The organism is Aliamphritea hakodatensis (assembly GCF_024347195.1).
Classification (GTDB): Bacteria; Pseudomonadota; Gammaproteobacteria; order Pseudomonadales; family Balneatricaceae; genus Amphritea; species Amphritea hakodatensis.
The window spans coordinates 2,976,512-2,991,425 of record NZ_AP025281.1; the positions used below are offsets into that span (position 1 = coordinate 2,976,512).

11 protein-coding genes are annotated in these 14,914 nt (G+C 52.9%); 4 read left to right on the forward strand and 7 right to left on the reverse strand.

The features are described 5' to 3' along the window. Position 1 precedes the first annotated feature (1 nt). The 3 genes from PCI15_RS13760 to uvrB all read right to left on the reverse strand — a co-directional run bounded on the left by PCI15_RS13760 (position 2) and on the right by uvrB (position 4,048). Positions 2–1,213 carry an ABC transporter substrate-binding protein gene (locus PCI15_RS13760; protein WP_271270530.1) on the reverse strand — a complete coding sequence of 404 codons (1,212 nt, stop codon included), beginning with the start codon at positions 1,211–1,213 and terminating at the stop codon, positions 2–4. Positions 1,214–1,254: 41 nt separating this feature from the next. Further along, positions 1,255–1,875, reverse strand: a complete 621-nt coding sequence (locus PCI15_RS13765) for a response regulator (RefSeq protein WP_271270531.1) — start codon at positions 1,873–1,875, stop codon at positions 1,255–1,257. Positions 1,876–2,032: 157 nt separating this feature from the next. Continuing rightward, positions 2,033–4,048: an excinuclease ABC subunit UvrB gene (gene uvrB / locus PCI15_RS13770; protein ID WP_271270532.1), complete on the reverse strand. Its 2,016-nt coding sequence runs from the start codon at positions 4,046–4,048 to the stop codon at positions 2,033–2,035. A 235-nt stretch (positions 4,049–4,283) separates the two neighbouring features. Between uvrB and PCI15_RS13775 the strand changes: the two genes are divergently transcribed. From PCI15_RS13775 to mepK, 3 genes are all read left to right on the forward strand, one after another. Continuing rightward, positions 4,284–5,465 carry a pyridoxal phosphate-dependent aminotransferase gene (locus tag PCI15_RS13775; protein ID WP_336296709.1) on the forward strand — a complete coding sequence of 394 codons (1,182 nt, stop codon included), beginning with the start codon at positions 4,284–4,286 and terminating at the stop codon, positions 5,463–5,465. 361 nt (positions 5,466–5,826) lie between these two features. Further along, positions 5,827–7,131 carry a L,D-transpeptidase family protein gene (locus PCI15_RS13780; RefSeq protein ID WP_271270534.1) on the forward strand — a complete coding sequence of 435 codons (1,305 nt, stop codon included), beginning with the start codon at positions 5,827–5,829 and terminating at the stop codon, positions 7,129–7,131. Between the two features lie 115 nt (positions 7,132–7,246). Next, positions 7,247–7,843, forward strand: a complete 597-nt coding sequence (gene mepK / locus PCI15_RS13785) for a peptidoglycan L,D-endopeptidase MepK (RefSeq protein ID WP_271270535.1) — start codon at positions 7,247–7,249, stop codon at positions 7,841–7,843. A 12-nt stretch (positions 7,844–7,855) separates the two neighbouring features. Here mepK and PCI15_RS13790 read toward each other — a convergent pair whose 3' ends face one another. The 4 genes from PCI15_RS13790 to PCI15_RS13805 are packed head-to-tail and all read right to left on the reverse strand — an operon-like array spanning position 7,856 to position 11,217. After that, positions 7,856–8,299 (reverse strand): hypothetical protein, encoded by a 444-nt coding sequence (locus PCI15_RS13790; protein ID WP_271274677.1) that lies wholly within the window; start codon positions 8,297–8,299, stop codon positions 7,856–7,858. Continuing rightward, positions 8,226–9,203, reverse strand: a complete 978-nt coding sequence (locus tag PCI15_RS13795; protein ID WP_271270536.1) for an alpha/beta fold hydrolase — start codon at positions 9,201–9,203, stop codon at positions 8,226–8,228. The genes PCI15_RS13790 and PCI15_RS13795 overlap by 74 nt, the downstream gene beginning before the upstream one ends. Positions 9,204–9,214: 11 nt before the next feature. Next, positions 9,215–10,285, reverse strand: coding sequence for a bifunctional DNA-binding transcriptional regulator/O6-methylguanine-DNA methyltransferase Ada (gene ada, locus PCI15_RS13800; RefSeq protein WP_271270537.1), 1,071 nt, complete (start codon positions 10,283–10,285; stop codon positions 9,215–9,217). After that, entirely contained in the window at positions 10,282–11,217 is a 936-nt protein-coding gene (locus tag PCI15_RS13805) for a DMT family transporter (protein WP_271270538.1), read from the reverse strand. The genes ada and PCI15_RS13805 overlap by 4 nt, the downstream gene beginning before the upstream one ends. A gap of 546 nt (positions 11,218–11,763) precedes the next feature. On the opposite strand from PCI15_RS13805, the gene PCI15_RS13810 reads away from it, so the two are divergent. Next, positions 11,764–14,913, forward strand: a complete 3,150-nt coding sequence (locus PCI15_RS13810; RefSeq protein WP_271270539.1) for an HD domain-containing phosphohydrolase — start codon at positions 11,764–11,766, stop codon at positions 14,911–14,913. Position 14,914 lies beyond the last annotated feature (1 nt).

A 14,914-nucleotide genomic window follows, 5' to 3' on the forward strand; every position in this document is an offset into this window, starting at 1 on the left:
TTTATTCAGACTCCAGAATAATATTCCCCTGCCCGTTATAACGGGCCATACGCAAATCCTGAGGGCCGAGCGCCTCATGGGCATCCGGCTGTTGCGGGGTGAATACAGAAAAGGGCTGCCGGTAGGTTTTAATCAGCCCTTCAACTGGCTGCTGCAGCCGGTTAAGTGCCGCACGGATACCCGCCCGGTCTGCCACTACATCTCCACTCAGGCCTGCCTGCTCAATCGCGGCAATCATCAGTCTGGTCAGATCATAGGCATGAATAAACCCAGCCGGGGCCTTAATATCACTGGCGCTGATCACATCGGAAAAATTGTCACGGGCTTGTTGTAACACCTGTTCAGCCAGCGGCGTACGGGGCAGTTCCAGAAATGAAAAACGGGTCTGGATAAATTTAAGGTCTGTCTGCCGGCGGATTTCAGCGGACACATCCAAGGCGAAATCCCCACCGGTAATCCCCCAGTGGCTGCGTACAGGCAGTCTCAGGGAAGGATCGTCCGCCATCGCCTGCAGCAGCACCTTCCCTTCAGGCGCATTGGCGACCAGAAAAATCACATCAGCGCCGGAGTCTCTGGCCTGACGCAGGATACTTCTGGCATTGTATTGTCCCAGCGACCAGTTAAACCAGCTAACGCCGGCTACCTCCAGCCCTCTTTCCGCCAGCGCACTGAGCATATTATTTTCGTTTGAGCGGCCCCAGCCAGTATTCTCAAGTAACAGATAGGGCCTGCTGAAGCCTTCCCTGTCGACCGCCTGGGCCGTGATAAATTCACCGGCCTTACTGTCATCAACCGACAACCTGTAAATCCAGTTTTCCGCCTCTTTACTGCGGGTAATAGGGGCCGCGGCTGCCCATGGATCAAGCAGAAGAATTTTTTGCCGGTTGATGAATGACTGATTGGCCAGCAGCGGTGGCGAATGCAAACCGCTGAATATCAGCAAGCCACGGTCATCCTTCAGGAAGGCTTCCAGGTTCGCCTTACTTCGGGAAGAGTTGCCCCGGTGATCACGGATAACAATTTCAAACCGGTATCCTTCTATCTGAAAATCACGTTCCTTCAGTGCGGTATACATGCCCCGGTAAATCGATTCTGTTGCCTGCCGCGAAATGCTGTTATCTGCATCAATATACAGCCGCATCAGCTTATCCCGGGCAAACACCGGCCAGGCCAGCACACACACCATCAGAAAAATGATCAGACGTAGCTGCATATCGGTTACTCCCTATTCAGAAGGCGAACGTATTCAGGCGCTTATGCTTCCTTACGGTTTGAATTCATCACCAGATGTTGCGCCAGTTCACGCAGCCTCCGGTTGTCGAACGGTTTGGCCAGCACTTCATCGGCACCGCAATCCAGCGCCTTTTTCAGCGCCGCCGACGGCAGTGCAGAAATCACCAGAATCCTGCAGTCACAGATTTGCCGGTTGCCCCGTATATAGCGAATCACTTCGTAGCCATCCAGCCCCGGCATACTCAGGTCCAGCAACACCAGATCCGGCCTTTCCTGCAGCATCAGACTGCCTGCCTGAAATCCGTCAGCCGCTTCATGTACTTCCCAGCGTAACGGCCGTAATACCCGGTTAATGGCCCGGCGGACATCCTTTTCATCATCAACAATCAACACTTTAGGGGCACTGTGAACCACCGTTTCTGCGATGGAAGACTCACCGTCCGGACTGGCTGTGTGCTGTAGCTCAGCCGGTACCGGCAGCCCGTTGTCGTTCAGAAAGGCCAGAAAATCATCTTCAGGTACACGGTGATTTCCCCCGGGTAAACGGAACGCTTTGAGCTTGCCGCTGGTGATCCAGCGCAGCACCGTTCGGGGGTTTACGTTGCACAGAGTCGCGATCTGGCCGCTGGTAAATGTCTGCATAGAGGCTCCTTAACTCTTCTCTATCATAGACACTTTTCAGACAAATGCGACTTATCGGACAAATCAGACATTCAGGACACAGCCGACAGCGGAGTGTTGGGGGCAAACAGCAGGCACAAAAAACCCGGCATGTGCCGGGTTTTCCTGAAGAACGCTATTACAAACCGCTGTGTTTGAGCTTTTCCAGCTGATCCCGGAAATGTGCGGCTTTCTCAAACTCAAGGTTTTTCGCCGCTTCATACATCTGGTCTTCAAGCTTGCTCATGGCTTTCGCCAGTTCCGGCCCGCTCAGCTGTGCCGGATCAACATTGTATTCTGCAGTGGCTTCAGCCACCTTCTTCGCCGCCTTGCTGCTCTTACGGCCCGGAATAGACGAAGCCCCTTCCATAATGTCAGCCACCGACTTTTTGATGCCTTTGGGCACAATGCCGTGCTTCTCGTTATGCTCCATCTGCTTTTCACGGCGACGTTCGGTTTCATCCATCGCCCGCTGCATGGAGCCGGTTACCCGGTCCGCATACAGAATCGCCCGGCCATTGATATTACGGGCTGCCCGGCCGATGGTCTGAATCATTGACGTTTCCGAACGCAGGAAGCCTTCTTTATCCGCATCCAGAATCGCCACCAAGCCTACTTCCGGCATATCAATGCCTTCACGTAACAGGTTAATCCCCACCAGTACATCGAACTCACCAATCCGCAGGTCACGGATAATTTCCACCCGCTCCACGGTATCAATATCGGAATGAAGATAACGAACCCGAACCCCGTGTTCATCCAGATACTCGGTCAGATCTTCCGCCATCCGCTTGGTCAGCACCGTGACGATTACCCGTTCTTTATTGGCAGCGACCTTATTGATTTCACCTAACAGGTTATCGACCTGGGTTTGTGCCGGTCGTACTTCCACCAGCGGGTCCAGCAGCCCGGTGGGGCGTACCACCTGCTCTACTACCTGACCGGCATTAGCTGCTTCATATTTACCCGGAGTTGCGGAAACAAAAATCATCTGGGGAGAAATCGACTCCCATTCCTCGAACCGCATTGGCCGGTTATCCAGCGCAGACGGCAAGCGGAAGCCATATTCCACCAGTGTCTCTTTGCGGGACCGGTCACCCTTATACATCGCGCCTAACTGCGGCACGGTCACATGGGATTCATCGATCACCACCAGCGCATCATCCGGCAGATAATCGAACAGGGTCGGCGGTGCAGCACCCGGGTCACGGCCGGACAGATAACGGGAATAGTTTTCAATACCTGAGCAGTAGCCCAGCTCCATGATCATTTCCATATCATAGAGGGTCCGCTGTTCAAGGCGTTGCGCTTCCACCAGCTTGTCGTGATCGCGCAATTGTTTCAGGCGTTCTTGCAGCTCTACTTTAATTTTATCGACCGCGGCCACCAGTATTTCCCGGGGGGTAACATAGTGGGATTTCGGATAAATCGTTGCCCGGGGCACTTTGCGCAGCACCTCGCCAGTCAGCGGGTCGAAATAGCTGATGTTTTCAACTTCATCATCAAACAGTTCGATGCGCACCGCTTCTTTTTCAGATTCTGCCGGGAAAACGTCAATCACATCCCCCCGTACCCGGTAGGTACCCCGGTGCAGTTCAATATCATTGCGGGTGTACTGAAGCTCAGCTAAACGGCGCAGAACAAAGCGCTGATCAATCTCATCGCCACGGTCCAGATGTAACATCATGCCAAGATAAGACTTAGGATCACCCAGACCGTAAATTGCTGACACGGTGGCAACAATGATCGCGTCTTCGCGCTCCAGCAATGCTTTGGTCGCCGACAGCCGCATCTGTTCAATGTGGTCGTTTATGGACGCATCTTTCTCGATGAAGGTATCCGAGGACGGCACGTAGGCTTCAGGCTGATAGTAATCATAGTAAGACACGAAGTACTCAACCGAGTTGTTCGGGAAAAACTCCCGGAACTCACCGTACAGCTGGGCTGCCAGGGTCTTGTTATGGGCCAGCACGATGGTTGGCCGCTGCAACTCAGCAACCACATTTGCAACTGTAAAGGTTTTCCCTGAGCCGGTTACCCCAAGTAAAGTCTGCGCAGTTAACCCTGCATTGATACCCGTTACCAGCCCTTCAATCGCCGCCGGCTGATCACCGGCGGGCTGGAAATTCGACTTTACCTGAAAGCGTTGCTTCATAATGTGAGTTCGCTTGTATCGCTGCATAAAATAAGAGAATCGGGGATTATACCCGGCAGGCCGAAAGAGGGACAAACGAATCTGTTACCTGAATTTAAAAAACAAAGCGTTATTTCATAAATATGTCGCTTTTTTACGGTTCAGGGGGATGCTTACTCACATTGGTTTCCGGTATGATTGTGCGGTTAATCGACCGTGGAATAAATCCACATTTTCAGAGGATATGGGCTTGGATATGCAACTTTCCGACCGCGTAAACAGTATCAAACCTTCCCCGACACTGGCGGTAACCAACCGTGCTGCCGAATTACGTGCAGCGGGTCAGAACATTATCGGCCTGGGTGCCGGCGAACCTGATTTTGATACCCCGGAACACATTAAAACCGCAGCAATTACCGCGCTGAACAACGGCTTCACCAAATACACCGCTGTTGACGGTACGCCAGCTCTGAAAACCGCGATTATTAATAAATTAAAACGTGATAACGGCTTTGATTACGAAGCTAACCAGATTCTGGTTTCATGTGGTGGTAAGCAGAGTTTCTTTAACCTGTCGATGGCCCTGCTGAACGCAGGTGATGAAGTCATCATCCCGGCTCCGTACTGGGTGTCTTACCCGGATATGGTTCTGATGGGTGAAGGTAAGCCGGTTATCGTAACAACTGAACAGTCTGCCCGCTTCAAGATCACGCCGGAACAGCTGGAAGCAGCCATCACTGAACGCACTAAACTGCTGGTGCTGAACAGCCCGTCTAACCCGACCGGCGTTGCTTACGAACTGGACGAACTGAAAGCCCTGGGTGAAGTGCTGAAGAAGCACCCTCACGTGATGGTGGCCAGCGATGACATGTACGAACACATCATGTTCGACGACAAGCCATTCGTGAACATCCTGAATGCCTGTCCTGAACTGTATGACCGTACCATCGTACTGAACGGTGTATCCAAGGCTTACTCCATGACAGGCTGGCGTATCGGTTACGCAGCAGGTCCTGCGAAGCTCATCGGTGCGATGAAAAAGATCCAGTCCCAGAGCACTTCTAACCCAACCTCTATCTCTCAGGTCGCGGCTGAAGCGGCACTGGAAGGCGGCCTGGAATGTGTCAACGAAATGCTGGTTGCGTTCCAGGCGCGCCGTGACTTCGTTGTAAACAAACTGAACGAAATCGAAGGCGTTGACTGTCTGGATGTTGATGGCACCTTCTACGCTTTCCCAAGCTTCCACGCCATCATCGACAATGATGACCGTTTTGCTGATGACATCGCGCTGGCTGAATTCCTGTTGCAGGAAGCCGGTGTTGCACTGGTACCGGGCTCTGCTTTCGGTGCGCCGGGCAACATGCGTCTGTCTTTCGCTACATCTATGGAAGTACTGGACGACGCAATCAACCGTATCAAGAAAGCCCTGCAGGGCTGATTTTACCGTTAAAAGAAAACCGGGCAACTGCCCGGTTTTTTATTGCCTGTCAGCTATATCTCAACCACAAAAACACCACAAAACAGCCGTTTCATTTTCATATCCGCTCAGAAAATAACTTGAAGAACACCCAAACCCGGACTGTACTTACCCTTACCTGCTTTTATTTGAAAAGTGTTTTTAGCCGCTACATAGCAAGACCGCAGCAAGACCCGGGAACATCTCAGCTGCTCGCCACTATGCAGTAAACCTGTGGGAGCCACCGTAATAACAGACGACTGACAGCAACATAACGATCAGGCATTGCAGGCCTTACCCCCGACAGTCGCTGACCGGCTTCACCCCCAGGGAGGAGTATGTCATGTTTTGCCGAACGATCAGCCAGCCAGCACTTCCCCAGCTCTCCTTGCACGCTCTCGTCTTCTTCCTGCTGCTCTGCTTATCAGCAACGGCCTCTGCAAACCGACCTGTCATTACACCTCTGGATACCAAACCCTACGATTTTAAAAACCTGCAACAGGCCATCGGTTTTTATCAGACCCTGAGCACATTGCCCTGGCCTACCCTGCGGAAAACCAACAAGCTGCTACGACTGGAAGACAGCCATCCGGATCTGGCAGTTATGCGCCACCAGCTGTTACTGCTGGGCGACCTCTCCGCGCCGTATACCGACCCGGAAACCGACGGCAGTCTTGAGTATTTCGACGGTAATCTGGAACAGGCTCTCATGCATTTTCAGCAGCGCCACGGCATTAAAGTGGATGGCATTCTTGGCCCGCAAAGCCGCAAAGCGCTGAACATGTCACCGGCTCACCGTATCCAGCAACTGGCGCTGAATATTCATCGCCAGAACCAGTTTGCTGAGAAAATCAGTAACCGGTTTATTCAGGTGAATATTCCGGAATTTCGTCTGCGTTTATATGACCAACAGCAACTCCTCCTGGAGATGAAAACCATCGTCGGCAGAAAGACCCGTAAAACCCCGGTTTTCGACACCCACATCCAGGCACTTGTAATTAACCCCTCCTGGAACGTGCCCCGCAGCATTGCCTTCAAAGATATTCTGCCCCGCTGGCAGGCTGACCCTGGCTATCTGGCACGGAAAAACCTGCAGGTACTGTCGGGCTGGCACTCATCCACCCCGGTTCCTGAAGAAAATATAGATCTGAACAAAATGTATCAGGGCGATGAGTTTCAGCGCCTCTGGGAGCCACCCGGTGCCGGAAATACTCTGGGGCGAATTAAGTTTGTCTCCCGTAGCCAGTACGCCATTTACCTGCATGACACCTCTGCACCGCGGCTGTTCGACGAACACCGCCGGGCATTCAGTTCCGGCTGTATCCGGGTGGCCAGAGCACGGCAACTGGCTGACACTCTGCTGGCACTGAGTGAGCAGGAAACAGTGTCTCTGGACCCCATACTCGACCACTCCCAAACCGAAACATTGCCGCTTCAGCAACCGGTCAATTTGCATGTCACCTACTGGACGGCCTGGATCGGCCCCCGGGGCACGTTAAATTTTCGCGAAGATCTGTATAAACGTGATCGCTGGCAAATTCAGGAACATCAGCAGCAACTGGCTGAAATCATAAATAAAAGTGCTGCCCAACCGGTACTGGAGACCGCGCAGGCAGACATATCACCATCACCTGAAGCACATAATTAGTGATCATTTTATGTACAGCAGAGACGCTTTCGGGCATAATCCCCAGCCATGATTCAGGGCGGCCAATGCGGCCGCCCTGGTAGTATTCGTTGACCCTCAGTACCTCACGCACACTATGTCTAAACAGTTTCACAGCCGCAGAAAATTTCTGCGCACCCTCAGCGGTTTCACCGGCCTGTCTCTGGCCCCTAACGCCTTTTCGCAGATCAACCAGATGCAAATCCCCCTGGCATCCGCTCAGGGTATGCCACTGGCTTCTCATGCAGAAAAGCAACTGGATTTTTTACACCTGCATACCGGTGAATCCCTGTCGACTACCTTTTTCAGTGACAATCAGTTTGTCGCCACCGAAATGTCCGATGTGAACTATCTTTTACGGGATCATCATAACGGTGAGGTCTATACCATGAACCCGGACCTGCTGAACTTGCTGTACGACGTACGGACCGCACTGGGAACCCAGAAACCCTTCCATGTAATTTCTGCTTACCGCTCACCGGCAACCAACGAAAAATTACGCAAGAACAGCAGCAAAGTCGCTAAGAAGAGCCTGCACATGCAGGGCAAAGCCATCGATATCCGGATCCCTGGGGTTGATGTAAAAGACATCCACAAAGCGGCACTGGCGGTTAAAGGCGGTGGCGTTGGCCTCTATACCCGCAGTGACTTTGTTCACCTGGATGTGGGCCGGGTACGCCGCTGGGGCAAGTAAAACCCAACACTATCAGGAACCGGCAGCACTTCCCTGCCGGTGTGGCCAGAGTAACGCCGATAATCCTGTCAGCGACAGCAGCACCAGTAAAACAGCCGTACCGGCGTTCTCAGACGACAGGTTGAAGCCACCGCCGAGAGTACCGGCGGCGATCAGCAGGATCAGCGCAAAGACCGACAGAATGCCCGACACTCTGGCCAACGCGACCGCCAGGGTATGCAGCGAGGCTACCTTCACCGATACCGCAACGGTGCCGCTGAGAAGAAGTCCGGTGATCGCCAGAACCAGATCCGCCAGCGGGAACCCATCACCTTCCGGTGAACCAAGCATTAAAACCCCGGTTAAAAGAATCACCAGCACGGCAAAAGCTGACTTCAGCCGGTTAACCAGCCGAACAGGCAACACCGGCATCACTCCCCTGCAGCAACCCTGCCAGCCGGCTGATAAACCAGTCATGCATGCTGTCCGGTAAGTCATGCCCCCAGCCGGTCAGCACTTCCAGACGGGCGCCGCCGATGCTGTCGGCAATACTTTGTCCGCAGGCTACCGGAAAAATCGGATCTGCTGAACCGTGAAGCACCAGTGCCGGTGCCGTTATCGACCGGTTAGCTTCCCGTAAATCAGAGTGACAGAGAATCGCCAGTAACTGGCGCATGTACCCTTCGGGGCAATAACAGCGGCGCAGCGCCTGTTCCGCCAGCTGCAGTTGCTGTTCATCAGTTGGCCGGTGGTCTGTGCCGGTATACAGGGCGCTCTCTGCGGCAGCGGCCCGCACCATATCTGCAAATGTTCTGGCATCATCAGGAAGGCTCAGCGCTGCCGCAACCGGGGCCTGACTGTCGTCATACAGCAGATTCCAGCCATGACCTTTAGGTAACTGAGCATCAAGTGACGTTGAAAACACCACACTCAGGCTCAATGTTCTCTCCGGCCATTGAGCCGCAAAAATCTGTGCGATCAGCCCGCCCATCGAGCCGCCCAGAATATGTGCCTGCTGAATGTCCAGCACATCCATTAAGTGCGCCACGTCCGCCGCCATATCTGTCAGTGTATAAGCAGGTTCTGCCGCTTCACCCTGCCAGGCCTGTTGCAACCGTTCAGCCAGAAGGTTACCGGTCAGCGCCCTGTGTTTATCCGATAATCCGGAATCGCGGTTATCGAATACCACCACCCGATAGCCTTCACCGGCGATACGCTGCAGCAGGTTTTCCGGCCAGTGAATCAACTGTGAACCCAGCCCCCGGATCATCAGCAATACCGGGTCTGAGGCATTTCCGTAAGCCTGCCAGTATAAGCCGCAGGCTTCAGCATAACCGCCGGCAACCGGCCCGGTTAAAGCCCTTCCATCTGTCTGTCCCATTGCTGTTCCTGTCATTCATGCTCACTGTTATTCTGCAACTGCTCTTCATTATTCAGCAACTGTTGCTTGCGTTCTGTTCCCCAGCGGTAACCGCTTAAGCCACCGTCGCTGCGTACAATCCGGTGACAGGGCACCAGCACTGCCAGCTTATTTGCGCCACAGGCACCGGCTACAGCACGGCTGGCGCTTGGCTGCCCCACGGATGCAGCGAGCTGACTATAACTCATTGTCTGGCCCACCGGAATTGCCTGCAAAGCCTGCCAGACCCGCTCCTGAAATGCAGTGCCCTGTATGTCCAGCGGTAAATCACATTCCGCCTGAGGGGCTTCCACGAAGGCCAGTACTTCAGCCAGTAAATCAGACAGTTCATGTCCGGCGGCAATCAGCTCTGCGGCAGGAAAACGCACCGTCAGCATCTGCTGTACATCAGCACTTGCATCCATAAATTCAACACAGCAGATACCTCTGGCACTCACCCCCATCATCAGGGGGCCCAGCACACTTGCCCCGGTGCAATAGTAAATCTGCTGACCTTTACCGCCCTTACGGAACTGTGAGGGCGTCATACCCAGCCGGTTATGGCTGTACACGGAAGCTGCTGAGCCGATACCGGAGGCATAGACCGCTTCTGTCACACTGACCTGATCCAGCAAGGCAGCAGTGAAACGCTTATTCTGGTGATTGCGCTGATAGGCTTTCGGGCTTACACCCACCAGCCGGGTAAACAAGCGCTGAAAATGCCAGACACTTAACTGCGCATGTTCAGCCAGTTCAGCAAGGTCAACGCTGTCTTCTGCTTCTTCAATATAGCGGCAGGCATTCACGACCACTTCAACCAGCGCATCCGATGCGGAACCGTCCTGCGGTTTACAGCGTTTACAAGCCCGAAACCCCGCCTCTGCCGCCTTTTTTGTATCTTCAAAGAAACGAACATTTTCCCGTTTAGGCTGCCGTGATGAACAGCCCGGCCGGCAGTAAATACCGGTACTCAGCACGGCATAATAAAACTGACCGCTGGCCGCCAGATTCCGGTCACACACCGCCTGCCAGCGGCTGTCATCATCAGCAAACAGCATATTCATTTCATCACCTCCTGCTGATTATTCTTTGCCCCCGTGAACAGCTTCACTGTCCGACCGTCGATCGCCAGCAACCCGGCCCCCACCAGCAGGATGCCCAGATAATGCTCAGCTGACAAAGACTGGCCGAGGAATATCGCGCCTAAACTGATGGCACTGACCGGCGCTAAAAACGTCACCAAAAGCAAGTTGGTCGGGCCGGCTGTCGACAGAATCCGGAAATAAATAATATAGGCAAGCGCAGTACAGACCAGGGCAAGTGCCGCAACCGCCAGTAACACAGAAGTATCAGGCAGCGGCAGTAACCATGGCTGATCAACCCACAGCACTGCCGGCAGCAACAGCAGGGTTGAAGCGGTGACCTGCCCGGCAGTGATCACTAACGTGCTGTAACCCTGCCCCTGCAAACGCTTACCGTACACCCCGGCACAGGCATAGCTGAACGCCGCCAGCAAGATCGCCAGCTGGGCGGTCAGATCTCCTTTCAGACCGGCAAAGACATCCGGGCCAATAATCACCGCTACCCCGGTGATCCCCAGCACCAGCCCTGCCAGCTTCCCGGCGCCGATCCGTTTTTCGATACCCAGCCCGCGCAGCACCAGAATACTGAACACCGGCGTCATCGCAATGAGCACCGAAGCCAAACCGCCACTGATATAGGTCTGCCCCCAGACAATCAGACAGAAAGGGGCCGCATTATTCAGCAAACCGATACAGAGCATGCCCCGCCAGGCCTGCCAGTTAAACGGCATTCGCTGCCCCAAGAGATATAACAGCGCAAACAGGAACAGCGCTGCGCCGGCAACCCGCAACAGCACAATGCTGAACACCGGCAGTTGTGTTAGCGCAATATCAACAAAGAAGTACGAGCCTCCCCAGATAATTGCCAGGCTGAATAACAGCCCCCATTCCTGCAGATTCATTGTCTGTTTCATAAAATAATCCTTTCACTGTTCTCTTATTCAGCCAATGTATGCCAGGACCCCCGCTAAAACACTCAGGTTCTTGCGTTGTATTCAGAAACAGCTTTCATAAAACCTGAATACGACAACGGTAACACCCAAAGTAACCCGCGGTAACACATAGCAAGATTACAGCACCGCGACTGCCTGCCGATATAAAAATCAGTATGTTATGCAATCCTGAAGTAATGCAGACAATACCGTCTAACCGCTCAGTATACCTAATATGGGCACCCGGCCGGCTTGATTAAAAACATTGCAAGAACATATATAACCCATTGATTTTATGAGAGTAAACATCTCATAAACTAATAAACAATAATAAAACGGACGGGCCGTTTACCCCTCCGGGTGATTCAAAGTGTCTCTTATATGCTACAAAGGTGACCAGTTAGGCTGAAGTCTGTTGCTTGATTTACCTCCCCCAACGAGCATTTTTCTCACGAAACTCAGGGAATGAGCGGCAAGAACCGGAACATAAACAGACGCTGTCAGGTGCCATCGGAGGGTACAACAGACATGGATAAAGCCGTACTGCACGCCAGAAAATTTTCCATCCGGTTTACCGTTGGATGCATCTTTTTAATGGTCACCGGTTTGACCGCTGTCTTCGCACTCAGCCTGCAGTTTCATTTTGGCAAGCAAATGTCTGAAGAGCTGGTATTAACCAAGCTCACCACCGCTTCTTCAAAAATCAGCGCCTACATTCAGGGCATCGACATCGATGCTTCAAGAAGTATCAAGGTACTGAAAGACGTCTCTGTTACCAGCCAGCATAAATTTTCTGAACTGGAAATCCGCGATCTGCTGATTCAGGTATTACAGGACAACCCGATGTTTTACAGCATCTATTACGGCAAAGCTGACGAAGACTTCTATCAGGTTATCAATCTTGAATCGTCACCGGTGGTGCGTGAGAAAATCTTTGCCGCTGATCAGGACCGCTGGGTCATCATCAAAATCAGCAGCAACACCGGCCAGCGTATCAGACAGACGCTCTACTACGACAACCAGTTAAACCTGACCCACAGCACCTCAAAAATCAGTAACTATTTTCCCACCCAGCGCCCCTGGTATAACGCGGCCACGGCAAACAAGGTTCATAAAACTGAACCCTACCTGTTCAAACACCTGAAGCTCACTGGCCAGACCTATTCAATCAGAACCCCCAAAGCCGTGCTGGGCATTGATATTGTGCTTTCCGCTGTTAATTCAAAGCTCTCTGCTGCGGCTCTGGGGCTGACCGATCAGCAAGGCATCGAGTCATTTATATTCAATGATAACGGCGAACTGATCGCGTCAAACCAGAACCGGGCCCAGCAACTTGAAATGCCGGCTTCTGAGCCCCTGCAGCTATCACCGGGCCAGCAGAAGCTGATTGCAGCTACCAGCTCACTGACCGTCTCCAACCAGACCAACTGGCCGCCGCTGGACTATTCAGTCGCCGGGGAGCCTAAAGGCTACGCCATTGATCTGTTAACCCTGATCGCGGAAATGACTGGCCTGAAGTTCGAGTTTATCAACGGCTTCAGCCTGAACGAGTTACAGCGAAAATTTCACGACGGGGATATCGACATTCTGCATTCAGTATCCGGACTGAAGGAAAACCGGGGCGAAATCAGCCAGCCCATGTATACCAAGGCACTGGCCGTCGCAGTTGAAAAACACACGGGGGGCATCTCAAAACTGTCAGACCTGAACGGCCTGACACTGGGACTTCCCTACGGTCAGGGATTAACGGAACTGCTAAAACGCCAGGGGATTGAAGCAACCCTGCGGGATTTTCCAGATCTGGAAACCACGATTAAGGCGTTACAGAACGGCCGCATCGATGCGATCGTCCATGTCAGCTCCACGCTTAACCATTTCAGCAAAACCAGCGTGGGTAACATGCTGAAAGTCATCACCCTGCCGGAACTGAAAAAACTGGACCTTCACCTGTATTTACAACCTGATCAGACCCGCCTGATGAAGGTTATTAACCTGGCACTGGCGAACATTACCCCGGCTCAGCGGCAGGTACTGCGTGACAAATGGCTCAGCGAAGGCATTCATACGCAGCACAATAACTTTGTGCCTTATGATCAGTTGCTGGATTTATCACGCACCCCCTCCGCACAGCAAAACATGATCAGAATGGAGGTAAACGGCAGCAACAAATTCTTTTACGTCACCCCGCTCCACGGACAGGGCTGGAACAGGGAGTTTTTTGCCGTTGTCATACCGGAAGAAATTGTCACTGAAGCGGTCTTTAGCCAGATCATTACCTCTACCCTGATGACCGGGGCTGTACTGCTATTACTGGTGCCTGTTGCCTGGTGGTTTGGCTCCCCGATTGTGCGGGCGATTACCTCACTGAAAGAAGAAACCAAAAAGGTTAAAGACCGCCGTTTTGATGAAATACACCTGGTTGATACCCGCATCAAAGAAGTCTGGCAGCTATCCAACTCGGTACTGGATATGGCCTGCGAAATTAAGAAACACCAACAGGATCAGAACGATTTCATCGAAGCCTTTATTCGCCTGACCGCTCAGGCAATCGATGACAAATCCCCCTACACCGCCGGACACTGTAACCGGGTACCGGAGCTTGGCATGATGCTGGCACAGGCCGTAGAGGACAGTAACAAGGGCAAATTCAGACAATTCCGGTTTGCCAGTGACAACGAACGGCGTGAGTTCCGTATCGCCGCCTGGTTACACGACTGCGGTAAAATCACCACCCCGGAATTTATCGTCGATAAAGGCACCAAGCTTGAAGCCAATTACAACCGGATTCACGAAGTGCGAACCCGCTTTGAAGTCCTCTGGCGGGACGCGGAAATTGAATATCTGAAAACCCTGCAGCAAAATCCGGAGTCACAAAGCATCGCGGCGGCCAAACTGCAGCAGCAGCAAAACCGTTTACAGGAAGATTTCCGTTTTATTGCCAGCGCGAATGTCGGGGGTGAGTTTATCAGCGATGAGAAAGTAGAACGGATCAGAGCCATCAGCCAGCAAACCTGGATGCGCCATTTCGATGACCGCCTGGGCCTCGGCCCGCTGGAAGAACTGAACCGGCCTGCGACAGAGCAAGCATTACCGGTCGCAGAACCCCTGCTGGCCGACCGGCCAGAACATATCATCAAACGGGACCGGGAAATGCACTTCGATCCGAAATATAAGATCGACATGGAAGTACCGGAACACCTCTACAATCAGGGTGAAATTTACAACCTGTCGATCAGCCGCGGCACCCTGACCGCTGAAGACCGTTTCAAAATCAACGAGCACATGATCAGCGGGATCAAGATACTCGAAGCACTGCCCTTCCCTGAAGAACTCAGCCGGGTACCCCGCTATGCCACCAGCCACCATGAAACACTGAAGGGCACCGGCTACCCCCGTAAGCTCACCGCAGAGCAACTTTCCATTCCGGAACGTATTCTGGTGATTGCCGATATTTTCGAAGCCCTCACCGCCGCTGACAGGCCTTACAAGAAAGCCAAGCCTCTGAGTGTCGCCGTGGATATCATGTACAAGATGGCGCTGGATGAACACGTGGATATGGAACTTTTCCTGCTCTTCCTTGAGAGCGGGACCTATCTGCAATACGCCAGAAAGTTTCTCCCGGATGAACAGATTGATGCGGTCGACCTGCGTAAATATCTGGAACAGGCCGCGGCCTGAA

Bases quoted from the DNA above. Each gene is read 5' to 3' on its own strand.
- PCI15_RS13775 (WP_336296709.1), top strand. From the start codon at position 4,284: ATGCAACTTTCCGACCGCGTAAACAGTATCAAACCTTCCCCGACACTG.
- ada (WP_271270537.1), bottom strand. From the start codon at position 10,285: ATGAATATGCTGTTTGCTGATGATGACAGCCGCTGGCAGGCGGTGTGT.
- uvrB (WP_271270532.1), bottom strand. From the start codon at position 4,048: ATGAAGCAACGCTTTCAGGTAAAGTCGAATTTCCAGCCCGCCGGTGAT.
- PCI15_RS13780 (WP_271270534.1), top strand. From the start codon at position 5,827: ATGTTTTGCCGAACGATCAGCCAGCCAGCACTTCCCCAGCTCTCCTTG.
- mepK (WP_271270535.1), top strand. From the start codon at position 7,247: ATGTCTAAACAGTTTCACAGCCGCAGAAAATTTCTGCGCACCCTCAGC.
- PCI15_RS13805 (WP_271270538.1), bottom strand. From the start codon at position 11,217: ATGAAACAGACAATGAATCTGCAGGAATGGGGGCTGTTATTCAGCCTG.
- PCI15_RS13765 (WP_271270531.1), bottom strand. From the start codon at position 1,875: ATGCAGACATTTACCAGCGGCCAGATCGCGACTCTGTGCAACGTAAAC.
- PCI15_RS13790 (WP_271274677.1), bottom strand. From the start codon at position 8,299: ATGACTGGTTTATCAGCCGGCTGGCAGGGTTGCTGCAGGGGAGTGATG.
- PCI15_RS13760 (WP_271270530.1), bottom strand. From the start codon at position 1,213: ATGCAGCTACGTCTGATCATTTTTCTGATGGTGTGTGTGCTGGCCTGG.
- PCI15_RS13795 (WP_271270536.1), bottom strand. From the start codon at position 9,203: ATGGGACAGACAGATGGAAGGGCTTTAACCGGGCCGGTTGCCGGCGGT.
- PCI15_RS13810 (WP_271270539.1), top strand. From the start codon at position 11,764: ATGGATAAAGCCGTACTGCACGCCAGAAAATTTTCCATCCGGTTTACC.